Origin of the sequence: Vibrio sp. La 4.2.2, from assembly GCF_027586995.1 — a bacterium.
GTDB lineage: Bacteria > Pseudomonadota > Gammaproteobacteria > Enterobacterales > Vibrionaceae > Vibrio > Vibrio mediterranei.
Genome location: NZ_JAPPTJ010000002.1, coordinates 506,469 through 528,930 on the forward strand (window position 1 = coordinate 506,469; position 22,462 = coordinate 528,930).

At 42.4% G+C, this 22,462-nt stretch carries 26 protein-coding genes; 13 read left to right on the top strand and 13 right to left on the bottom strand.

The window, feature by feature from the left end; genetic code table 11:
• Window positions 1-200: 200 nt before the first annotated feature.
• Window positions 201-1,835, top strand: a complete 1,635-nt coding sequence (locus OH456_RS05455) for an ATP-dependent endonuclease (protein ID WP_006072807.1) — start codon at window positions 201-203, stop codon at window positions 1,833-1,835.
• A 49-nt stretch (window positions 1,836-1,884) separates the two neighbouring features.
• Here OH456_RS05455 and OH456_RS05460 read toward each other — a convergent pair whose 3' ends face one another.
• Both OH456_RS05460 and OH456_RS05465 read right to left on the bottom strand, forming a co-directional pair.
• Window positions 1,885-2,364 (bottom strand): DUF1097 domain-containing protein, encoded by a 480-nt coding sequence (locus OH456_RS05460; RefSeq protein WP_006072808.1) that lies wholly within the window; start codon window positions 2,362-2,364, stop codon window positions 1,885-1,887.
• Between the two features lie 126 nt (window positions 2,365-2,490).
• Window positions 2,491-3,396 carry a LysR substrate-binding domain-containing protein gene (locus OH456_RS05465; protein WP_006072809.1) on the bottom strand — a complete coding sequence of 302 codons (906 nt, stop codon included), beginning with the start codon at window positions 3,394-3,396 and terminating at the stop codon, window positions 2,491-2,493.
• 374 nt (window positions 3,397-3,770) lie between these two features.
• Between OH456_RS05465 and focA the strand changes: the two genes are divergently transcribed.
• On the top strand, window positions 3,771-5,219 hold the full coding sequence (focA, locus tag OH456_RS05470; RefSeq protein WP_270032974.1) for a formate transporter FocA: 1,449 nt from the start codon (window positions 3,771-3,773) through the stop codon (window positions 5,217-5,219).
• Window positions 5,220-5,318: 99 nt separating this feature from the next.
• Here the strand turns inward: focA and OH456_RS05475 are convergent, their stop codons facing one another.
• The 4 genes from OH456_RS05475 to OH456_RS05490 all read right to left on the bottom strand — a co-directional run bounded on the left by OH456_RS05475 (window position 5,319) and on the right by OH456_RS05490 (window position 8,273).
• Window positions 5,319-6,398: a YadA C-terminal domain-containing protein gene (locus OH456_RS05475; protein WP_270032975.1), complete on the bottom strand. Its 1,080-nt coding sequence runs from the start codon at window positions 6,396-6,398 to the stop codon at window positions 5,319-5,321.
• A 369-nt stretch (window positions 6,399-6,767) separates the two neighbouring features.
• Window positions 6,768-7,337, bottom strand: coding sequence for a YceI family protein (locus OH456_RS05480; protein ID WP_270032976.1), 570 nt, complete (start codon window positions 7,335-7,337; stop codon window positions 6,768-6,770).
• On the bottom strand, window positions 7,334-7,876 hold the full coding sequence (locus OH456_RS05485) for a cytochrome b (protein WP_198558898.1): 543 nt from the start codon (window positions 7,874-7,876) through the stop codon (window positions 7,334-7,336). The genes OH456_RS05480 and OH456_RS05485 overlap by 4 nt, the downstream gene beginning before the upstream one ends.
• A 160-nt stretch (window positions 7,877-8,036) precedes the next feature.
• Entirely contained in the window at window positions 8,037-8,273 is a 237-nt protein-coding gene (locus OH456_RS05490; RefSeq protein WP_006072814.1) for a DUF2164 domain-containing protein, read from the bottom strand.
• Between the two features lie 193 nt (window positions 8,274-8,466).
• Between OH456_RS05490 and OH456_RS05495 the strand changes: the two genes are divergently transcribed.
• The 4 genes from OH456_RS05495 to OH456_RS05510 all read left to right on the top strand — a co-directional run bounded on the left by OH456_RS05495 (window position 8,467) and on the right by OH456_RS05510 (window position 11,758).
• Window positions 8,467-9,111 (top strand): helix-turn-helix domain-containing protein, encoded by a 645-nt coding sequence (locus OH456_RS05495; RefSeq protein WP_270032977.1) that lies wholly within the window; start codon window positions 8,467-8,469, stop codon window positions 9,109-9,111.
• A 34-nt stretch (window positions 9,112-9,145) separates the two neighbouring features.
• On the top strand, window positions 9,146-9,778 hold the full coding sequence (locus OH456_RS05500) for a hypothetical protein (RefSeq protein WP_270032978.1): 633 nt from the start codon (window positions 9,146-9,148) through the stop codon (window positions 9,776-9,778).
• Window positions 9,779-9,864: 86 nt separating this feature from the next.
• Window positions 9,865-10,653 (top strand): lipase family protein, encoded by a 789-nt coding sequence (locus OH456_RS05505; protein WP_270032979.1) that lies wholly within the window; start codon window positions 9,865-9,867, stop codon window positions 10,651-10,653.
• 313 nt (window positions 10,654-10,966) lie between these two features.
• On the top strand, window positions 10,967-11,758 hold the full coding sequence (locus OH456_RS05510) for an EAL domain-containing protein (RefSeq protein WP_038222630.1): 792 nt from the start codon (window positions 10,967-10,969) through the stop codon (window positions 11,756-11,758).
• Here OH456_RS05510 and OH456_RS05515 read toward each other — a convergent pair.
• On the bottom strand, window positions 11,755-12,537 hold the full coding sequence (locus OH456_RS05515) for a hypothetical protein (RefSeq protein WP_270032980.1): 783 nt from the start codon (window positions 12,535-12,537) through the stop codon (window positions 11,755-11,757). The genes OH456_RS05510 and OH456_RS05515 overlap by 4 nt on opposite strands.
• A 182-nt stretch (window positions 12,538-12,719) precedes the next feature.
• Here OH456_RS05515 and OH456_RS05520 point away from each other — a divergent pair, with 182 nt between their 5' ends.
• From OH456_RS05520 to OH456_RS05530, 3 genes are read left to right on the top strand one after another with little or no spacing between them, the layout of a single operon-like run.
• Window positions 12,720-13,412, top strand: coding sequence for an AzlC family ABC transporter permease (locus tag OH456_RS05520; protein ID WP_270032981.1), 693 nt, complete (start codon window positions 12,720-12,722; stop codon window positions 13,410-13,412).
• Complete coding sequence (locus tag OH456_RS05525) at window positions 13,409-13,726, top strand: AzlD domain-containing protein (protein WP_270032982.1); 318 nt, start codon at window positions 13,409-13,411, stop codon at window positions 13,724-13,726. The genes OH456_RS05520 and OH456_RS05525 overlap by 4 nt, the downstream gene beginning before the upstream one ends.
• Before the next feature lie 15 nt (window positions 13,727-13,741).
• Window positions 13,742-14,206 carry a DUF3429 domain-containing protein gene (locus OH456_RS05530; RefSeq protein ID WP_006072822.1) on the top strand — a complete coding sequence of 155 codons (465 nt, stop codon included), beginning with the start codon at window positions 13,742-13,744 and terminating at the stop codon, window positions 14,204-14,206.
• Window positions 14,207-14,228: 22 nt separating this feature from the next.
• On the opposite strand, the gene OH456_RS05535 is transcribed toward OH456_RS05530, so the two are convergent.
• Both OH456_RS05535 and OH456_RS05540 read right to left on the bottom strand, forming a co-directional pair.
• Complete coding sequence (locus OH456_RS05535; protein ID WP_252039746.1) at window positions 14,229-14,603, bottom strand: nitrous oxide-stimulated promoter family protein; 375 nt, start codon at window positions 14,601-14,603, stop codon at window positions 14,229-14,231.
• Between the two features lies 1 nt (window position 14,604).
• Window positions 14,605-15,084, bottom strand: a complete 480-nt coding sequence (locus OH456_RS05540; protein ID WP_031496709.1) for a LabA-like NYN domain-containing protein — start codon at window positions 15,082-15,084, stop codon at window positions 14,605-14,607.
• Window positions 15,085-15,207: 123 nt separating this feature from the next.
• Here OH456_RS05540 and OH456_RS05545 point away from each other — a divergent pair, with 123 nt between their 5' ends.
• Complete coding sequence (locus tag OH456_RS05545) at window positions 15,208-15,669, top strand: DUF4174 domain-containing protein (RefSeq protein WP_124942051.1); 462 nt, start codon at window positions 15,208-15,210, stop codon at window positions 15,667-15,669.
• A 3-nt stretch (window positions 15,670-15,672) separates the two neighbouring features.
• On the opposite strand, the gene OH456_RS05550 is transcribed toward OH456_RS05545, so the two are convergent.
• Both OH456_RS05550 and OH456_RS05555 read right to left on the bottom strand, forming a co-directional pair.
• Window positions 15,673-16,332 carry a potassium channel family protein gene (locus tag OH456_RS05550; RefSeq protein WP_006072826.1) on the bottom strand — a complete coding sequence of 220 codons (660 nt, stop codon included), beginning with the start codon at window positions 16,330-16,332 and terminating at the stop codon, window positions 15,673-15,675.
• A gap of 18 nt (window positions 16,333-16,350) precedes the next feature.
• Window positions 16,351-16,869: an NUDIX hydrolase gene (locus tag OH456_RS05555; protein WP_006072827.1), complete on the bottom strand. Its 519-nt coding sequence runs from the start codon at window positions 16,867-16,869 to the stop codon at window positions 16,351-16,353.
• Between the two features lie 188 nt (window positions 16,870-17,057).
• Here OH456_RS05555 and OH456_RS05560 point away from each other — a divergent pair, with 188 nt between their 5' ends.
• Together OH456_RS05560 and OH456_RS05565 are read left to right on the top strand one after the other, a co-directional pair.
• Window positions 17,058-18,542, top strand: coding sequence for a DUF3943 domain-containing protein (locus tag OH456_RS05560; protein WP_270032983.1), 1,485 nt, complete (start codon window positions 17,058-17,060; stop codon window positions 18,540-18,542).
• A gap of 208 nt (window positions 18,543-18,750) precedes the next feature.
• A complete protein-coding gene (locus OH456_RS05565) occupies window positions 18,751-19,008 on the top strand; it encodes a putative hemolysin (RefSeq protein WP_006072829.1) in 258 nt (85 codons plus the stop codon).
• A gap of 69 nt (window positions 19,009-19,077) precedes the next feature.
• On the opposite strand, the gene tdh is transcribed toward OH456_RS05565, so the two are convergent.
• Together tdh and OH456_RS05575 are read right to left on the bottom strand one after the other, a co-directional pair.
• Window positions 19,078-20,109, bottom strand: coding sequence for an L-threonine 3-dehydrogenase (tdh, locus tag OH456_RS05570; protein ID WP_006072830.1), 1,032 nt, complete (start codon window positions 20,107-20,109; stop codon window positions 19,078-19,080).
• A 52-nt stretch (window positions 20,110-20,161) separates the two neighbouring features.
• Window positions 20,162-21,355, bottom strand: a complete 1,194-nt coding sequence (locus OH456_RS05575; RefSeq protein ID WP_006072831.1) for a glycine C-acetyltransferase — start codon at window positions 21,353-21,355, stop codon at window positions 20,162-20,164.
• Window positions 21,356-21,520: 165 nt separating this feature from the next.
• On the opposite strand from OH456_RS05575, the gene OH456_RS05580 reads away from it, so the two are divergent.
• Entirely contained in the window at window positions 21,521-22,444 is a 924-nt protein-coding gene (locus OH456_RS05580; protein WP_252039743.1) for a LysR family transcriptional regulator, read from the top strand.
• Window positions 22,445-22,462: the final 18 nt, after the last annotated feature.

A 22,462-nucleotide genomic window follows, 5' to 3' on the forward strand; every position in this document is an offset into this window, starting at 1 on the left:
ATGTGACATTCCAATGAAGTTCTTGAAATGCAGAGCACATTATACAGGTCTGTGTTTGATATACATCACATAAATTCTCTAGGGATATTTGAAATTAATATGAGCTTGATTACAGCTCATTCTCGAAAACCCTCTTATAATTGATTGAGATAGTTAGTATTTTCGATTCTACGTACTAACTACAACTTAAGGAGAATTGGATGAAGTTAGAACGCATTGATATATCCGGTTTTCGCGGTATTAAGCGCCTCTCTCTCGCGCTCAATGACCTAACCACGTTGATTGGTGAAAATACATGGGGTAAATCTTCTTTACTTGATGCCTTGTGTGTTGTACTTCCTGCTGACGGCGAACTGTATCAGTTCGAAATGAAAGATTTCCACGTCGATTACGCCGCTTCACATCCCCAAACGAGGCACCTACAGATTATTCTCTCCTTTGTAGCCACTGAAAGAAACGAAACTCACTCAGGCCGTTATCGCAAGCTCAAACCTATCTGGCAACAAGACAGTAATGGAGTAGAACGTTTTTATTATCGAATCAGCGCTACATTAGAAGGCTATGATGTCACTCAGCACTATGCCTTTCTTGATGTAAATGGTTCTCCGCTACGGTTACACCATTCAGAGAAATTAGCGCAAGAGTTGATGACACTTCACCCTGTTATACGACTTAGAGACTCGCGTAGATTCTACCACCATGAGATTGCTACTAATGGTCATAACTCACGCTCTGAAAAGCGAATTAATAACACAGTGCGTCGATTAATGGCGATACCTGGCCATGTGAATAAAGGAGAAATGAAAAGTAGCCTCAACTCGATGAAGGTGTTGGTAGAGCACTATTTTTCATTTAAAAGCCACTCACGAGGACTTTCCAAAAATGGCAATCGCGATGGGGTATTCTTCTCGCGGCCTTCAAATGAGCAAAATCTCTCCCAAGTGATCGATGAAACGAAGAACCATCAAACGCGGTTGCTGCTATTGGGGTTGCTCAATGCTTATCTACAGGCAAAAGGTCCAACTGAACTCAGACGTTGCGCACGTCCAATACTCATCATTGAAGATCCTGAAGGTCGTTTACACCCAACTCACCTCTCCCGCGCGTGGAGCTTATTGCAAATGCTTCCTATGCAAAAGATCCTCACAACGAACAGTAGTGACTTACTCGGCGCAGTCCCACTGGAATCTATCCGCCGACTCGTCAGACAGTCTGATAAGACTGTTACGACAAGTATTTCTCCTAACAACCTAACTAAAGATGACTTGCGACGGGTTGGTTTTCATATCCGATTTCATCGTTCCCGCGCACTTTTTGCCCGTTGTTGGTTACTGGTTGAGGGCGAGACTGAGGTATGGCTGTTCAATGAGCTCGCTAATCTTTCGGGCTATAACCTATCCGCTGAAGGCGTTCAAATCATTGAATTTGCACAATCAGGTCTTAAGTCTTTGATCAAAGTCGCTCAAGCATTTGGTATTGACTGGCATGTTGTTACGGACGGTGATGCTGCGGGGAAGAAATACGCAACTACTGTTATCCATCAATTACATGGCGACCATCCGCGCCATCATTTGACCGAATTACCCGATAGAGATATTGAGCACTATCTGTATACACATGGTTTTGAAGATTTCTTTAGGGATCTCATCAAAATTCCTCATGACCACCCAATACCACCAAAAAAGGTGGTCACCCGTGTACTCAAAAAGTTTGCAAAACCCGACCTCGCACTGGCGATTGTGGCAGAATGTGAAGAAAGAGGACCAGACAGCATCCCTCTATTGATAAGGTGGATCTTGAAGCGAGTTGTGACTATGGCGAACGGTAATACTTAATGAAAAGCCTGATATCAATTGTTTTGATACCAGGCTTTAACTTTGAAATTCAGTCTTTTACTAACTCTTGAGTCGTTTTGACGGAAAGCTGTTGATGTAACCAAAGTCCACTGGCTTTCATTGAATAGCCAAACAGTCCACCAAGCACTAAAGACGGTACAACGATTTGCCAGTCACCATTGGCTGCAAAAGTTGCACAAGCACCAATAAACGTACCTGGAATGTAACCTAACCAATCACGTTTTGCTTGAAAACACATAAAGAATGAAACTAAAGCTGTCATTAAATAGCCAACGATCTCTAGGTTGACCAGTGAAGAGCCATGAATGATCACTAAAGCCCAAACGACACCAGACATATTGGTTAGTAAGCTTTGTGCTAAACCTTTTACACCATCTTTCGGTGATGCAAAGTAACTTGTACACCCTAGGAACCCGGCCCACGATAACAAACCTAACGACATCGCTGTCCATCCCCAGATGCCAGAGAGAATACCTGTGGTAATTGAAATAGCGATTAGTGGACTCATAAAGGGTTAACCTAGCAAAATGATTGATTATGCTAGGTTAACAAATACACTGAACATTGACGTGATTACGATCACGTTAAGATTATTTACATTACATTGCGTACATTAGTTATGTGATACAAATCACTATAAAACTGAAGGGCGACCTTTCATCATTCGTAGCCCTTCTCTCTTTGCACATTCAGCTAAAGGGTTCTCGGCCATATCAGCACGCCAGATGAATGACAGTGTGCGTTCCATTTCTAGTTCGGGAACGTTCAACGCAACCAACTGACCAGCTTCAATAAAGCGCTCTACATCAAGATATGGTAAGCAAGTTAGGTATTGGCTATTTGCGACCATGCTACGAAGCACGGGTACGTGCTCGTATTCGCGCCAGACATCTAAGTCTGCAATGAGATGGTGGATGGAGCTATCAAAGATTTTACGGGTACCGGAACCATGTTCGCGCAATACCCAGCGCGCTTGCTCCAATTGAGCGAGGCTCACTCTATCTCTTTTTGCAAAAGGGTGATGGGCAGATGCCACCACTGTCAAGTGGTCTCGACACCAAACTTCTTGGTGAACTCGATTATCGTCGCAACGACCTTCAATAATGCCAAGGTCGTATTTGTAATCCAAAACACCTTCGATAACTGAGTCTGTACTCTGCACTCCCAACGTAATTCTCATTTCTGGGAAGTCGTTGTCGATTGCACTAATAAGATCAGGGACTAAGTGTTCTGCTGGTGTTTGACTCGCACCAAGCTTTAATTCGCCACTCAATAGATGCTGTTCGTAAAACCCCATCTCAATTTGCTGGGCGTCTTGTAACAAGCGTTTCGCTTTTGGACGCAGCCAGACTCCCCAATGGGACAACGCCATCTGCTTCCCCTGACGTTCAAATAAAGGGCGGCCAAGCATTTTCTCTAATTGCGCTAACGACATGCTAGTGGCTGATTGGGTTAAAGACAGCTTTTCAGCAGCTTGACTGACACTTCCTGTATCGGCTACTGCATCAAATACTGCTAACTGCTTTAATGAATATCGCATCTGCTTTCCTTCCACTACTAAATCCAAATTGAATGCCGCAATCAATTCTCAGGCGTCGACCGGACATCATCAGTTTCCCTTATGCTGCCCGTCAGGTGGATTTTTTGTGATTATTATTTCACCACCAAGAATCTCATTAACCTGTCAATCTCTCACTTAAAAACAGTACGTTATGGACAACAGCCCTTATTCTACCTTGTGCAGATTAGTTATCAATATTTCTGATTTAGATTTTAAAAATTATCAATTTTACCACTAGGTACTCTACCCCTTAATCTAGATTCGAACACGGCAAGGGGCCTTGTTCTCGCACTTTGATTAAGGAGTTATGAAATGCGCGAAACATCCAATACGACAAGAGTAAGGAGTCATTAATGGCATCAGCTAGCTCCGACAATCATCTGCTCTTTTCGCCACTTGAAATGATGGCAGAAGCTGAAAAGTTTGCCTTAAGTAAAGCGAAGAAAACCAGTGGGATGACGATGAGTCTGGCCATCATGGCCGGGGCCTTCATTGGGCTTGCATTTCTTTTCTACATCACAGTTACGACTGGAAGTGCAGATGCAGGATGGGGACTAAGCCGATTAGCGGGTGGACTCGCATTCAGTATGGGTCTGATTTTAATTGTTATTTGCGGCGGTGAGTTATTCACCAGCTCTGTTCTCTCGAGCATCTCGTGGGCAAATAAGCAAATCAGTTTCAGAAAAATGCTGTCAATTTGGGGAAAGGTCTATGTCGGCAACTTTATCGGCGCAATGTTCTTGCTGTTGATTGTGTCAGCAGCCGGGCTTTACCAAATGGACAACGGTCAGTGGGGCCTTAATGCACTGAATATCGCTCAACATAAGCTTCATCATACGTGGGTACAAGCTTTTGCATTAGGTGTGCTTTGTAACCTACTTGTTTGCTTGGCGATATGGCTAACCTTTAGTTCAGCGAACGCTATGACGAAAGCTGCAATGACCGTCTTACCTGTCGCTATGTTCGTTAGCAGCGGTTTTGAACACTGCGTAGCAAACATGTTTATGGTGCCACTTGGAATTGTTATTCAGAACTTTGCGGGCAGCGAGTTTTGGGCGGCAACGGGTACATCCGCTGCACAGTTTAGCGATCTAACCCCAATGCACTTTCTCACTAATAACCTAATACCAGTCACGCTAGGTAACATCATCGGTGGCGCGGTTTTGGTAGGACTTGCCAATTGGAGCATCTACCGAAGACCACAACTAAAAGCAGCAAATGTCACTGCAATCACAACAACTACTGCGCTAACGTCAGTAAAGGAGACGCAAATGAACAACAACATCATCGTAAAAGACATCATGAACACTCAACCGGTAACGCTTAGTGTTGAAATGCCTACTGCAGTTGCACTTGATACGCTTTTAGACCACAACTTAACAAGCGCACCAGTCACCGATATTGAAGGACGTTTGGTTGGTTTCTTCTCTGTCCACGACGTAATGGTCGACCTTTGGTGTCAAGACTATATTCCGGAGCAAGGTCAGAAAGTAGTGGACTTAATGAGCCGTGATGTCGTCGCCATCAATGCTACCGAAAAGTTGGTTGATGTGGCTGAGTTTCTTTGCATCGACAAAGAGCAGCTATATCCGGTGAGCTCTATGGGCATCGCTACGAGTTTCTCTACTCTATCACTAGAAGAACGTGCTAAATCGATGAAGGTCAGTAAGCCACATGTGTTACCGGTTCTTGAAAATGGCGTCTTAGTAGGTGTGCTGTCTAGAGCAGAAGTTATGAAAGCAGTTCGCCCAATCTATGGTGAGCGCCTGAATATAGTTGAACGTGAGCTTGAAACTGCATAGTTCGACACAAAAGTTTTTGGCTAGGAAATAAGTCGTTTGGCCGAAAAAAGCCCCGGTGTAAAAACCGGGGCAATCTTATTCGTAAAGACTTAGTTATTATTATTTAAAACGGTACTGAACACCTGCGCCAGCAGAGACTTGAGAATTAGAACGCTTACCTGCTGTTTCGTAGTTCACAGTCATTGATGACGACCAGTTTGCGTTAAATTGATATGCACCACCAAGAGCAAGAGCTTGCTTCGAACCCGCAGCACCAATACCAACACCCATAGCAAACTCACCAGCATCTTGAACCATTGGGCGTGCGTTAGTCACAGCGTGAGATGTTGCGACAACACCATCCATGCGATCTTCTAGGTCTAGCATTTTGTCACCCATTTTCTTCATTTGACTTTCTAGCCCCGAGATTCGGTTAGAATTGCTGTTAACGCGGCTATCCAAATCATTGTAGGCAATAGCTGCATCTTTATAGATAGCTTTGCCTGCTTCTTCTATACGCGCATTAACCTCAGTATCAATCTCGATAATATCATTATTTGGTGTTTCGACAGTGTGCTCTTTGATTTGTCCATTCGTAGCTGCGGCCTTGATGTCACGTAACACCTGAGCTTTATCTTTATCGTCTAGCTTATTGAATTCTTGAATGTAAGAATCAATATTACCTTTGTTGATGACAGCCACTTCATTACCTTGACCATCTTTGAGACGAATATCAGTGATTCTCTTTGGATCACTCGCTTTCACTCTTTCTATCGCGTCCTCGACTTGAGTAGCAGTTTCCATCTCAGTTCCGTCTGTATGGTTTGCCACATCGTTGTTAGGTTTCCAGTTATCAACGACTTGATAAGTATCAACTGTAGTGTCGCCACCATCTGTTCTTTGAACGCGAGTGATTTTCCCTGTATTAGTATTAATGTCAATTAGATTGTTATCATTCGAAATATAGTGAGATCCATTTTTGGATTCTACAGTTCCAATAGCAACACCCTCAGCGTCTCGAATTACTGATTTCATTTTACCATTGGAGACTTCAACAACGTCAACAGTGTAACCATCAGCTGCTAGTTCATTTACAACATTTTCGATTTCACCAAGCTCTACCGCCACATTACCTGTAGATGCCAGTGCACAAGTCGAAAAAAGAGAAGTTACCGTTAAAGCAATTAGTGTTTTTTTCATAGTTAAATTTCTTCGTATCAATAAGGAAAATAGGATTTATTATTTGGCGACTATCCCTTCGCCCTATCGAAACATCAGCCACTCACCGTAGACCAATCATTTCGCCAATTACCGAGCCGTTCCGTTGGTAACTGGTGTGCTCATTGCTGAGAACGAGGCGAATGTTAGATACAAAGATTTTTCTAATGTAGTTGAAGAAAATTAGTTATTTATAGAAAGCAGTTAACGAAATATTAGTAAATGATTCGCAACTTAAGAGGAAAGGAAATCTGACGATAGTTATCAGTATTTTTGATTTAGTTTGGTTCACAAAAAAGCCCCTTTAAAAAGGGGCTTGAAAAATCAAATTAGTATGCTGATAAGAAATGGTTATTTCTTCACGCCTTCTACGTGAAGTTCCATGTCAACATAGCTTGAATCGCCCATGACTGGAATCTTGAAATCAGCCAATTCTAAGCGTGTCGTCCCATTAAAGCCTGCACGTTCACCGCCCCAAGGGTCTTGGCCAGCACCAACAAACTCCGCTTCAATTGTAATAGGCTTCGTGACGCCGTGAAGCGTTAGGTCACCCATGACATCAAGTTTGCCGTCACCTTTATCTTTTACCGCCGTACTTTTGAAAGTGGCTTCTGAGAACTTACTCGCATCGATAAAATCTGAACTGCGGATGTGCTTGTCACGCTCAGCATGATTTGAATCTAAGCTTGTAGTATCAACAACGACTTCTACCGCTGATGCGTCAATGTTTGCTGGATCATAGCTGAACTCGCCTGAAAAGTTGTTGAATCTACCTTTAATAAAACTATAACCAAGGTGACTCACTTTAAAGTTAATAGAGGCGTGTGCACCCTTCGTATCAATTACATAGTCTGCAGCATTTGCACCTAGCGGCAACATCATTGCCACTGCCATTCCTGTAGCGATTAGTGTCTTTTTCATTTCGAAACTCCTAACATTTTTCGAAGAGTATTATCTTTGTTAATAAAGTGATGTTTTAACGCGGCTAGTGCATGTCCAGCGGCGGCAATAATAACGAACCAAGCAGCATAAAAGTGAACTTCGCCCGCTATGTCAGATTGGTTAGCAAACAACTCACCAGCACCAGGTACAGTGAACCAATCAAATACTTCTATGCCCCTACCATCTGAGGTAGAGATTAAATAGCCACTGACGAATATAACGACCAGAGCTAGATACATCAGTAAGTGGCCAACTTTTGCACCTAATTGTTCAATAGCGTGGCCTTCAATTTTTGGCGTGGCAGTGACACTTTTCCAAAGAAGACGAAAAACCGTCAAACCAGCTAAGAGAATACCTATCGACTTATGCCAATGAGGAGCTGTTTTGTACCACTCGCTGTAGTAGGTTAAGTCAACCATCCATAACCCAACGGCAAACATTCCTATAATCACAATCGCAGAAAGCCAATGCAGTGCTCTCGCCATAGGGTTATAGTTTTTTACTTCGTTTCCAGTCATTACCAATTCCGTTATTTGATATTGCATCTCATTTAGTATCTTAACAACCATACAACCTTTGAGATACAGTATTTACCTAAATTGACACTTTAACGATAATCACTCTTTGATAATGTTCTTCAGTTTTTTCGAACAAGATATTTATTTATCAATTAGTCACTTAGCTATCTTCTGGCATTTCTATCTCATATAACTCATCACTAATATCCATAATTTTCCGTTCAAGTACTTGTTTGGCATCATCTAACCCCTTGTTATAGAAGGCGGGACCTAGTTTTTTGATTAGGAAATCTAGTAAAAACTCACCGTCGAACTGCCCTAAGTCATAGTCAAGTTCATCACTAAAATAGGTTTGTAAATCACTAATGAGCTCTGCTCTTTTTTTGCTATCGAACATGTTATTCCTAATTATTTGTTACAATTAAAGGGTTAACTATAACACTGCTTAAGTTAAGGCAAGTATTCCGCAGTGGATCCCAATCCCGCTTTCACAATTTTCCACGCAAGTCTCATAATCTTTGATTATTTTCCTTATAAGTTTCATTTTTGAAACCCATAAACTATCATAAAGACAATTTTATGGAGGAAGCATGACCGACGGATATCAAGAACGCATTTCTACACTGCTAAAAGAGAAAAATATTACCAATAACGAGTTGGCCGAAGCGATCGGAAAAGGTAAAGCCACAATAGGACGTTACCTCACGAAAGGCCCAACACGTACTTATCCGTCTATTGAAGATCTTTCATTAATCGCTGATTATTTTAAAGTGCAAGCGCATTGGCTTTGCTTTGGTGTAGGCGACAAACATACAGACGCTGAAGATATTACCCATGCAGCAAACCAAAGTGCGATCACTGTAGCTGTTTATAATCGTACAGAGGTCAATGCACTGTTAAGCGGCGACATGCCACCTTCAATCGGATCTATACCTGTTCCTCCTGAATACAAAGAATGTTTTGGCGTAATGTACCCAGTTACTGGGTCCGTCTCCTATAAATGGGATTGTATCGCGCTCGTTAATCCAAATAAGCCTTGGGTTAACGATGACATCGTACTAGCAAGACTTCCGGGTAACCCCTATCCGGATTTTTTTACTCTTGTTAAAGTTGGTACCATCATCCACGTCTGGTATGGCGACGACACAACCAAGAATGCGATCCATCAAGTCAGTGATAATGATATTGATGTGTTGGGTGTCGTGCGTTGGGGCACTTGGGAAAAACGAATCTAATAAAGATTCCGTTTCAAGGAAGAGGGATTTTTCATTGTTGCAAGATATCGTAGTTCATAGTATTCGCAACTTTCAAGCAGACTGCCAAAAACTCTGCCACCAGCACTACCCTGCCGTCCATAATGGTGGAATGACCGAACATCACCTCGGACTCGCATTTGCAAGACGAGTTTCCGCAAGCTTTATAAGCTTGGGCCATAAGGCAACACTTGCACCTTTAGATTCGAAAGGCGATTCGGCAAGCTCATGTAATTATCGGGTCAGTTCTTCTTTGGGGACTATTTGGATAATCACTCATCATTTCATTAATGCTAACTCCGCAAGTAAAGAGCGCCTATTTACTCACCTTCAACAATGGCAAGCAGAGAATCATTACGCCATTCAATCTAAGGATATTTTGGTGATTGTTGCCGACCACTGGATCAATCGGTGTGCTCAGAGCAGAGCAATTATCCATTGGTGGCAAAATACACTGCCACCCAATCTCGACAGTTATGCCCGCCAAGGAGTTAAATTGCTTGAGGCCGATAGTTCACTTAGCGGCTCACTTCGAAATCGACTTGCGATGACACCTAGCTTCATTAATTTCACTCATCCGTTAAAACGAACGGCTAATCAAGACCCAGTATTAAAGTACGTTCAGCTTTTCGCCATTATTTATCCATAACCCCCTTTGTTTTTCATGGTAGTTGTCATCAAACTTTAACTACAATTTCTCATAGTGGTTCCGTTACTAACCAAACCAGAGTTGAAGTGAAAAGTCTCAAACGATACCAATATGAAAAATACGCTGTGTTGTGTAACTTGGCATACCCTCGAGTATTCAAACAAACACGCTACGGTTTCGATCCTAACGGACAACGAATTGTCGCCAATAGATCTGGAAAAACCGTCGTTCGTATTCTGTGGAGCCAAAACAAAGAAGAAGCAGTCATCGTGATTAAAGGCTCTCACAGTCCTACTGATTGGTTATTAAACTTCGCTATGTGGCAAAGAAGCTGTCGACACTTTGGGCTCAGCTACTCCATCCACGCAGGCTTTCACTTTATTCTTAACCAAGAAAGCCAACCCACACACAAAAAAGACCAATTAGGTCTTTCTGTATTCGAACGCACGATGAGCATCGCTTCTGAGTTGATTGAGAATGGTAAACGTATCGCGATTACAGGTCATTCCTCTGGTGGCGCGATCGGATGTATTATTGCTGATGCACTTGAACAAAAATATCCTAAGTCGATAAAACGCATTGTTACGTTTGGCCAACCTGCTATTGGGGGTTATGGATTTAAAAAGCGTTTTAAATTAGCCCATAAAACTTACAGAATATGTTGTGACCTCGACGTCGTCACGTTTTTACCGCCCATTCCATTCGCGTACTGGCACGTGGGAAAAATGTTATGGCTCTACAACGGGCGCATTTATGAAAACACACCTTCATTAGTGAGGTTTGGGCGTTCATTAGTATCCTGGTTAGCTCGGCCTTTTTCCTATCATTTAATGAGCAAATACATAAGGAACAAGGATTTCTTTGATGAACGTTAAAATGAGATGTGTTTCAAAAAAAACATACAAATCTACAAAAAGTTAATCGATTACATTAATCAATACTATTGCTATCGCAAATATGAGACAGATCAACGTAGTTAAGATTTTTGGCCGAGTTTTGTCTGCTTTTTATACAAGATTTCATCAAATTATAAACACTGAGACAAATTCACTTTCAAAAAACGTTAATGGTTCACCTTAGCTCAGCCAATAATAGTGATATTTATCACAGATATCATTCAGTTACTGAATTTGACATCCGCGATCAGCGTGCCATGATAGTTTGAATTTCATTTATAAAACGCTGTAAATGCTGCTAACCGATAAACATCAATTTTCCCAACGAATAAGACTCGATCGTTCAGGGTGCTGTATTGCAACCTATAAACACTTGACCTTAAAAAGTGTGTTCCAGCCTATATTCAATATAAGAAATGAAATAATCGGTATGGAAGCATTGGTTCGCTTATTTGACCAAAATGACGAGCCAATTCCACCCAATCTATTTTTCCAGAATGACGAAATTTCATTAGCCGATCAACTCAATGTGGACAGATTAAGCCGCGCCATTCATCTGCGTAATTTCAGTATGTCCTTGTACAACAATCGACTTATATTTCTCAATTTCCTTCCGATCTCTAGTGAAAGGCTGGCGGCAGAAGGATTGAAATCATCGCTGTTAATGTCTCGACTTAAAGCTTTGCAAATCGATAATAAAAGAGTCGTTGTTGAGCTTGTGGAGTTAACGGCCTTTAGTGCGAGAACATTGGCTTCAGCTGCACGCCAGCTAAGTAACGAAGATTTTCTAATTGCTATCGACGATTTTGGATGTAAAGAATCAAGTCCAGAAAGGGTTAAGCAAGTTAGACCTAATATACTAAAGTTGGACCGTCAGTTGCTTACTGAGTATATGAGTGGAAATCAACGACCGTTACTAACGGGTTTAAAACTTGCTAAACAATCGGGTGCGAAGACCGTAATAGAAGGTGTAGAGACAGAAGAACAACATGTTGCGATGAAAGCGCTGAAGATCGACTTCTATCAAGGATATCACTTGGCTATGCCAACTGCTTTGCTTCCTAGATTGCAACAAGTGGTTTAAAATCGTTTACCTAACATAAACGTCACGCCTTCCCTCGTCTTACCGCTCTGCGCCATTAACGAGGCTTCCCAGTTATCACTGAACTCTTTTTGCATTCCAACCATTGTCGACCATCTACTTGAAGTTTGTTTGGCACTAAACCGGATGTCTGCAAACTGTCCTTTAAGTTGCCTTTGATAATCTTGGTACTGTCCACCGACTACAACTTTCCAGCCGCTGTCCCCGATATTAAACCCTACTAGCGGAGTCACCACCAAAGCATCCAAATCAACACCTAGACCGGAGACAGCTGTAGAGACATATTGTGCATCTATGGTCGTAAAAAACTGTTTATGCCCATACGCTAAGGTTGTGCCTATCGATGTAATGGTCGACGTCGTTGCCATTCCATTAAGTTCTAGCTTTGCAATGTTGTCGTTAATTAAATCATTAACACCAATTGATATGTCCGATGTAGTGATCGCTTTGCCTATCATGGCGTTAAAACCCCAAAAAGGCAGCAACCAAACATCACCTCTCACCGCGATAATACTCGTTGTATTTACCGTTTGACTTGCTCCGTCCGGCAATAATTCCCCTACCGCCTCACCGTCAACTTTAAAGTCGCTCAAGTTCATTAAGTCTTCTTGCTGATGAGTAAACAATGATATCCCGATCGGTTTGGGCAGCCTAATTCCAACGCTACGTACTCGATCTCCAAAGAAAGGCAGAGTACGACCAAAATCTTCGTCCTTTACTTTTAAATGAGACGAAACGGCTGATTCATTGGCTAATGCCATGGTGCTTATCAATGTCAAACAGAAAACAACGTTACGCATGAAACTAGATAGAGCTCTAATAATATTAAGGGGAGCAAGATATTATCAGGTCGTCAAATACAAAAATAATTTTGATTTCATATATCTACACACTTGAAAATTGACATTACAAATACAATCTCTTGCTTATAAAGGAGTGTTATATGGAAAGTTCTAAAACCAAATTCAAGAGGCTCGCCCAAGGAACTATAGCGATGATGCCGCTTAGTCTAGCGGTAGTACCATGGGGTTTTCTAGCCGGTTCATTTGCGATCGATTCTGGTTTATCACCACTAGAAGGACAAGCGATGAGCGCAATTCTTTTTGCAGGAGCGGCTCAACTTGTTGCTATGGGAATGATTAAGTCTGGCGCAACCTTGTTGGCTATGGTCATCACCATTTTCTTTATTACCTCTCGACATTTTTTATATGGCCTCTCAATGAGAAACCATATTTCTGTCTTACCGTTACGTTGGCGAGTCGTGCTCGGTTTCTTGCTCACTGATGAGCTTTTCGCTCTTTGCGGCCACCACGATCCTAAAAAGTTTGATCGTTGGTACGCACTCGGAGCGGGACTATCATTTTATTTGATATGGAATATCGCTACCTTCGTCGGTATCGTCATAGGATCCCAAATACCAGATTTACAGCAATACGGTTTAGAGTTCGCGGTAGCGGCAACGTTCATCGCTATTGTAGTGCCAAACATAAAAACGACGCCAATTTTCCTAGCAGCATTGTCAGCTCTTTTGGCATCTGTCGCGTTTGCCGCGCTTGATATTGGTATGGGTTTAGTATTGGCAAGCCTAATTGGAATGACAGTGGGTTATGTGAGTGAAGAGAGACTCAAACGATGACGTATTTAGTTATTTTAGTGTTGACCGCCGTAGTATTTATAAGTCGTTATTTGTTCTTAGAACCTAAAGTACCGTTGCGGTTGAGTAGTTCTGCTCAGCGATTTTTAAGTTACGCGAGTCCTGCTGTTCTAACCGCTATTTGGGGACCTATAGTATTTCTACCTCATGGAGAATTCTCACTTGCAGATAACTTACCTTATATGCTCGCCGCAACGTTTGCTGTTGCTATGGCATGGGTAACCAAAAATGTTTTATTAACGACAATAGTTAGCATCTTAGTATTTCTCGTCTTAAACTTGTTGATATTCAAGTAATAATAGGAAGCCACTATGATTGCTAAGGAGCGACTCCAACTTGTAAAGATGATGAACTGGTTGGGCTATCTCGGATTAATCCCCTTTGCGCTTTGTATCGCTAGTTTTAATGCCAATGCAGAACTTTTCGGCATAAATACCAGAATAGTCTTCATCGCGTACAGTGGGATTATATTGAGCTTTTTGTGTGGCATTCTGTGGTCACATGCCTTGTCTGGCGAAAACAAACCACTGTCGCTGCCTATGCTTTTACTCAGCAATCTGATTTGTTTGATGGCTTGGCTGGTTATTTTGATTGCTCCACAACAGTTTCAGCTAGCATTAGTAGTATCAATGGTGGGGTATATCTGTGTTTGGGCCGTAGAAAAAGCCAAGTTATCTACGGCAGGTTCATCCTTCCCTTCAACCTACTCGACTCTGCGCAATCATTTAACATTGGGTGTCCTTGTTTCACACGTTATTGCGCTCGCAGGCTCATAATTCCATTAGCTATCCAATGCGCTTACTTAACTTTACGCTTCGCTCGATTAGACTGCCCCGCCTCGGGCTTCTTAGGAACCTCTCTTCTCTCGTGTAAAAGGTGTCGAATTGATAAGATCGGGTGTGGCAGTAACATTCTTGGTCCAGAATAAACCATGACTTCTTTCATCTGAGCTTTAGGTTCTGGTTTATAACAGTGTATCGGACACTTGTTACACGTAGGCTTCGACTCACCATATGGGCAACGATCCAGTTTCGTCTCAGCGTAGACCAGCAATGATTTGCAATCTTCACACAACTCATCGCTTCCATGATGCTTTTTGCAATAAATGCGCATCATCGCAGAAACTGTCTTGAATTCTGTGGCTAGTGCGCCATTGAGAAGGTTGCTTTTCATTCTATTGACCTATCAACAAATCAGAATCAATTTCAATATAGTCGTCAGCTGCTTGGATTAGGTTATTGGCCGTCAACGATCTCACACCTGCTACCGTAACTTTGGTGTTAAACCTCTGCTGAATACGTTCCACCAATACTTGAAAATCACCATCTCCAGATATCAAGACGATTCTATCTACGCTATTTGCGGTTTCGTACACATCCAAAGCCAACCCTACATCCCAATCTCCTTTTGCGCTGCCATCTAAACGCTGAATAAAGGGCTTTAGCTGAACATTAAAACCAATACCTCTTAGAATGTGATGAAATTGCCTCTGCTTAGGGTCAGTTGACGAAATAGCGTAGGCTCTTGCAATGTCAATTCGATAACTTTGGCTCAGCTTAGCCCAAAGCGCATTGTAGTCAAATCGGCGACCGAACGCCTGACGGGTGGTGTAGTAGACATTTTGTACATCTACAAATATCGCTATTGATTCCATAATAAACATCTTTATCAATTTGCCGTCCATGATACCAGAATTCATGTTTGATTGTTTTAGCAATAGAAAACTCAATTGCTAAACTTAACGTATAACCGTTTGAGATAGCTCTAGGAGGTAACGATGAAAAATGTTGGACTAATCGCTCTGTTGACATTGTTGAGCGGCACCGCCTGTGGTTATCCAGAATATGGGTCTAGACACTCTGAAGAGGTTCATTACGATATGTCGCATCGAAGCGTGATGTACTTTGCACCTAGCAACGACGACAAAGTGAAAGAGTTTTTGTTGGGTACACTTACTAATGAATGCTCGTTAGATGAAAGAGATGTTGTCACTCTGGTTATTACCGAGGACGGGTTCTCCTCCCCTGCGTGGGTAAAAGAGACTTTTGATTACGCAACACTTATCAAAATGTATGGAATTAATAAGGGTGAGCATGCAGCTGTTCTAATTGGTAAAGATGGCTCGGAAAAACTGCGCTGGGGAGCAAAAACAGATTGGGCCCTAGTAAAGGAAACTATTGATGCAATGCCAATGAGACAGGCTGAAATGAAAAGAGCAGCCAGTCGCTGCTCTATCTAAGTACTAGTGGATTTCTTTTTGGGAAAGATGGCTGCTCACTAAACTGGCGACCATTATTGCTAAATAGAAGCTGCCTGTAATCGATTCTAGAAAAACGAAAAACTTGGGAATAGCAAGTGCCGGTGAGATGTCACCGTAGCCAACAGTCGTTAGTGTGATAAAACTAAAATAGATGACTTCGAAAAGGTTATCCAGCCATGGTTTTGCTTCCAAGCCGTTAAAGGGTTCAACAAACAGTTCAAGCTGTATCAGGTATATAAACGCAAACGACAAGCCAAAGAGCAAGTAAACGCATATAGAGCCCACAATCTGATTCAGTGTGACTTTTTTAGGTGTCATCACCTGCTTCAAAGCGGAAAAGGTTTGCGCTAAAACGAAGAACAACATCGCAAACATAGTGACTAATGAAAGGTCATAGTCTTCAAAAATAGAGATACTACCTGAAATCACGACCACGGTTATCATTACAGCGTACCAAGATCGATAAAAGGTCTGTTTTCTATGTACGCCGACAATCGACGTACTCATACAAAGAATGAGTAGTGCGAGAACATAGTCTTGCGCATCATCTTTGAACTGATGAACGACAGCACTTAAGAAAAACAATACCAGTAGAGAACCAAGCAAGAAAAAGAAATTGTCGTCTTTAGTCATCAATTTCATTGTGTAATCCCTTAAACTCTATAGCATTTCTTTTGCGATCAAGTGTAGCAAGTAGGTTTCCCTTTCGATGCTCATCCCTTTTTTATCGCTTTCTGCCATGGTCTTTTCATTAAAGGCGATTGCCTCGTGGATGTTTATCCAAACCGCTTTCATACCATTCTTTACTTCATAATCTTCGTAAGCAGTCGCGCCAAGCTCTCGGTCGACTTTGCATGAATAACAGTAAGAAATCATATGCATTACATCTGCATCATCTTTATACCATGGACGAAATTCTTCATATATTCCAAACGGCTTAATTGAATGGATATTTTGAGCACCCGTTTCTTCTTCTAGCTCTCTCACCATACCTGCGATAACGTCCTCACCTTCATCTAATCCACCTCCTGGAAGAGAATAGTCATGATAACGTTCCGTAAACAGCAGCAAAATGTTTTCACCGTCAATCGCAATTGCGCGAGTTGCATTACGTTTGATGATTTTTTTATCATCGAGATGTTCTATATCAGGATGAATAGCCGTGGTAATTTGTCTCACTTGTAACCTGCTAACCTATGAAATATTGCGAGAAGTCTATCACAAAAACATTCTTTTACACTTAGACACAGTTTTGCCCTGACTAAATAAGCGACTAACATAAATGAACGCTGTATTATTGCTCCCTCGCTTAAAGGGACCTTAAGCAACTAATATTATAAATTCGTTTGCCAAGTTCCTCTTACAATATGAAACTTCAAAAATCGCTAATCGCATTATCTATCTTAGTCGGCGTTCCAACGACTTTCGCTCAAGATGACACATTGTCCTCTGATAATCATAGTCCTGCTATTTCTCAGCAAGATTTTGTTCAACAAGCCATCGCTGAAGATCAGAAATTATCTGACTCAGAGTTTAACTCAACTCAGTCTTCACAACTGAATAGCCTTGGATACCGTTCCATATCTACTAACAGCAGTTTTGAAGAATTACGTATAGCAAATGAGTCAGACAACCCAACAAACTTTTATGATTCTCCATATCGTGTGTCTCTCTTTAACCCTCAGAATGGCGAAGACAGTGAAAGACTTTGGTCTCAAACTAAATCTATTTTTGCGTATGGCGTTGGTGTAGCTGGTGTTTTAGCACTGATGCCCGAATCTATTACTAACTGGGAAAAAGATGATGTCCAGTTAATGAATAAGTGGTGGGATAACGTGCGATCGGGTCCTGTCTGGGATCGCGATGACCACATTATCAACTACATCGGACACCCTTATTTTGGTGGTGTTTATTACCAAGCTGCTCGGAAATCTGGTTATAGACAATGGGATGCGTTTATGTATTCCACCCTTATGTCCACCTTTTATTGGGAATATGGTATCGAAGCCTTTGCAGAGATCCCATCAATTCAAGATTTGGTTGTTACCCCTACCCTTGGCTGGGTATATGGTGAATGGGCATTCAACAAAGAAAAAGAAATTCGCTTACGAGGAGGAACTGTTTGGGGTTCTGATGCCCTAGGTTCAACAGCTTTGTTCTTCCTAGACCCTGTCGATAGTCTGGGGCGAGGCGTAAACAACATTGCAGGGCGCGAAGTAATTAAAGCTGGTACTGGTTTCGTCGGCGTTCATTCCAATGTCATGCGCAATGGTGAAGTAGAGACTAAGTACCAAATGCAAGTTAACTATGCCTTTGGTGCAGGTGAAACGGATGACAGCCTTAAACGTAGACAGAAAAAGAACTACCATCAGTACACAGACGACCCCGTTACCTACGGTATCGTTGGTGTGAGTGCCGGCTTTGCGTATCCGCAATTGGATAAAGAACGTAACCTGAAAAACGACTTTGCTCCTGCCTTTACATTGGGCTTGTACTTCACAGAGCAGTTTTCTACTCGCTTAGGCTATATGCAAGGAAATTATGACTCGACGGTAAGCAACGAAAAGCACATCTATGAGAACTATAGCTTAGATATTCAGTACTACTTTATGCCCGGCAGCGCATTTAAACCTTATTTAAATGCTGGCGTAGGTGAAGCCATGTTGGATAAAGACCGCGATACTAAAAAGCTACAATGGAACATTGGCACCGGTGTACACTATTCCCTCAATGCCAATTGGTCTCTGCAGGCTGACTGGAAATACGCTTACCATCGTAATTCTGGTGCTCGAGACCAACTATGGGGAACTCGACTTATCTACCGTTTTGGTGAAGGTAACAAGTATATTTAGCGCTTCGAAGCGACTAAACGGTGAGTTTCATACTCACCGTTTTGTTCTTATTTAATCAATGAAGCACCGTTTGTAGGAATTTTGGGAACGAAACGACAATTGACCGGTCATTCTCATAAAATATTGAATAATTTGACTCAATCAAAACACTTTTCCTTTGAAATCTCCTACACTTAACTCAAAGCGTGAATTCCAACTAGGAGAAAGAATGAAAAAGTTACAATGGGTGATTGGCGCATTAGCGGTGGGAGTTATGGCTGGTTGTGCGAGCGAGCCAGATAAATATGATGTAGACGAAATAACGGTTGAAAGTGACCCTGCTTATGTTTACTGCGTTGAGCAAGGACATAAATTAGAAAGATTCTCAGAAGAAGGTAAACGTGTACCTTATTGCGTTATCTCTGACGACGAACGTTACACCGTTTGGGACTACTACGAAAATAGAGATAAAGAGCAAAACAATTAGTCGCTATTTATTAAATAAAAGAGCCAGAGAATTATCTCTGGCTCTTTTATTTCACAATATGCCTTAAAGTTATTCCCAATCGAGAATAACTTTTCCAGACTGCCCGCTGCGCATGACGTCGAAGCCTTCTTGGAAATCATCAATCTTATAATGGTGAGTGATAATTGGCGTCAGATCTAAGCCAGATTGAATCAAGCTTGCCATCTTATACCATGTTTCGAACATTTCACGGCCGTAGATACCTTTGATCACCAGACCTTTGAAGATCACTTGGTTCCAATCGATACCCATGTCTGATGGTGGAATACCTAGTAGTGCGATACGACCACCGTGGTTCATGGTTTCAAGCATTGAACTAAATGCCGCTTGAACACCAGACATTTCAAGACCTACATCGAAGCCTTCAGTCATGCCTAGTTCTGCCATCACATCTTTTAGGTTTTCTTTTGCAACGTTTACGGCACGTGTTACACCCATCTGTCTTGCAAGATCTAGACGGTATTCGTTAACGTCTGTAATAACTACGTGGCGCGCACCTACGTGCTTGGCAACCGCAGCGGCCATAATGCCGATAGGGCCAGCGCCTGTAATCAGTACATCTTCACCAACTAGGTCAAAAGACAGCGCAGTGTGAACAGCGTTTCCGAACGGGTCAAAAATAGATGCTAGATCGTCAGAGATACCTTCAGGGATCTTAAACGCATTGAACGCTGGAATAACCAAGTATTCAGAGAACGCACCAGTGCGGTTTACACCAACACCAACTGTGTTGCGGCATAGGTGAGTACGACCGCCACGGCAGTTACGACAGTGTCCGCAAGTAATGTGACCCTCGCCAGATACGCGGTCGCCAATTTCGAAGCCACGAACTTCTTGGCCAATACCAACTACTTCACCTACATATTCGTGGCCGACAACCATAGGAACAGGAATCGTGTTTTGTGACCACTCATCCCAGTTATAGATGTGTACATCAGTACCACAAATTGCCGTTTTCTTAATACGAATTAGAATGTCGTTGTGACCAAGTTCAGGCTTGTCCACTTCGGTCATCCAAATGCCTTGCTCAGGCTTTAGCTTAGATAGCGCTTTAATTTTCATAATGTAACCTTAAAGACAGGTTTCAGGTTCTAAACCCGAAACCCTAAAAACCTTAGATAAGACCCATATCCTTGCCAACTTCGATGAATGCATCGATAGCGCGGTCAAGTTGCTCACGAGAATGAGCCGCAGACATTTGAGTACGAATACGAGCTTGGCCCTTAGGTACTACTGGGAAAGAGAAACCAATAACGTAGATACCTTTCGCTAACGCACGCTCAGCAAACTCTGCAGCCACTTTTGCGTCGCCTAGCATGATTGGAATGATTGCATGATCGGCACCACCCATAGTGAAACCAGCACCTTCCATACGAGTACGGAAATGAGCAGCGTTCTCCCATAGGCGTTCACGTAGGTCACCACTCTCTTGTAGCAAATCTAGAACACGGATAGACGCATTGACGATAGCTGGTGCTACAGAGTTAGAGAACAGGTATGGACGTGAACGCTGACGTAACCAGTCAATCACTTCTTTCTTACCAGAAGTATAGCCACCTGACGCACCACCCATCGCTTTACCTAGCGTACCAGTGATGATGTCGATACGGTCTACAACGTCGTGAAACTCATGTGTACCGGCGCCGTTTTTACCCATGAAGCCAACTGCGTGAGAGTCATCAACCATCACTAGCGCATCGTATTTATCTGCCAAATCGCAGATTGCAGGAAGGTTTGCGACCACACCGTCCATTGAGAATACACCGTCAGTTACGATTAGCTTATGGCGAGCACCTGCTTCGTTAGCTGCGATCAGCTGCTGCTCAAGCTCTTCCATATTGTTATTAGAGTAACGGTAACGCATCGCTTTACATAGACGGACACCGTCAATGATAGAAGCGTGGTTTAGCGCATCAGAAATGATGGCATCTTCTTTACCCAAGATAGTTTCGAACAAACCTGTGTTTGCATCGAAGCATGATGTGTAAAGGATAGTGTCTTCTTTACCTAGGAATGTAGACAGTTTCTGCTCAAGTTCTTTGTGAATGTCTTGAGTACCACAGATAAAACGAACTGAAGCCATACCAAAGCCGTTTTTATCCATGCCCGCTTTACCAGCGTCGATAAGTGCAGGATGGTTTGCAAGGCCAAGATAGTTGTTCGCGCAGAAGTTTAGTACTTCTTCACCTGTTGAGATTTCAACAGCCGCTTGTTGTTGAGAAGTGATGATGCGCTCAGACTTATAAAGTCCTTCAGCTTTTACTTCTTCAATTTGCTCTTGGATTTGCTTATAAAACGCAGAAGACATAGTGGATTCCTTTTTCTATCCTATTTATCAATAGGTTATGTAGGGAGGTGATATTTACAGCGTATTGATTCGCCTTATATCTAGATTGGAATCATTTTAGTTCATTGTGGTGCAAACGATTATCCCTTAAGATGGAAAACCATTAGTGAATCTGAGGCAACAATAATGTTCAGCCATAAGCTATTAAGTTTATTACCTGACCTCGCATCTTTTATTTTGGTAGTAAACGAAGGCAGTTTTACCGCCGCCGCAAAAAAGCTGGGGGTCACGCCGTCTGCGCTATCTAAAACCATTACTCGTCTTGAAAGTGCGCTATCGGCAAAGTTGTTTGAGCGCACTACGCGCAAGTTGGTTATCACTCAGGCTGGGCAAAAGGTTTACGACCAAAGTGTGTTAATGGTGAACGCGGCACAACAGGCCATTGACGTCTCTCAATCCGACCATACTGAGCCAAGCGGGTCTATTACTGTCGCCGCACCGGAAGCGTTTCTTAACTCAGTATTACAACCTTTTATTACTCCCTTCCTAGTGCGATATCCGGAAATTCAATTGAAAGTTCGCGCCGTTGATGGCGAAATCGACCTGTTGCGCATGGGCATCGACGTTGCATTCAAGCTTACTGACAAACCAGACGAAAACCTCGTTATGAAAGAGTTAGGACCAACCAACCTCGTACTGTGTGCCAGTCCCGATTACATTGCTAAGCGTGGACTGCCCTATACACCAAGTGATCTTGAGAAACATGACTGCCTCTATCTTGCTGAAACGGAACGCGACAACACTTGGGATTTTCTCAAAGACGATGAGTTTCATACTGTGAAAGTAGCAGGACGCTATGCCATCAACCACTCTCAGATGCGCCTCCATGGCGTTAAACAAGGTCTCGGCATCGGAATATTTCATGATTTTGTTATTTCTGAAGCCATAGAAGATGGCAGTGTTGTGCCCGTCCTCTCGGATTGGACCATCAAGAGTAACTACCATGGAGCCGTTGCACTCCAATACGCACAAACCAAGTATATGCCGGCCCGCTTACGCGTGTTTATTGACTATGTCGTCAAGGAACTGCCATCCAAGCTAACCAATTAACCAATCAACGACGGAAGA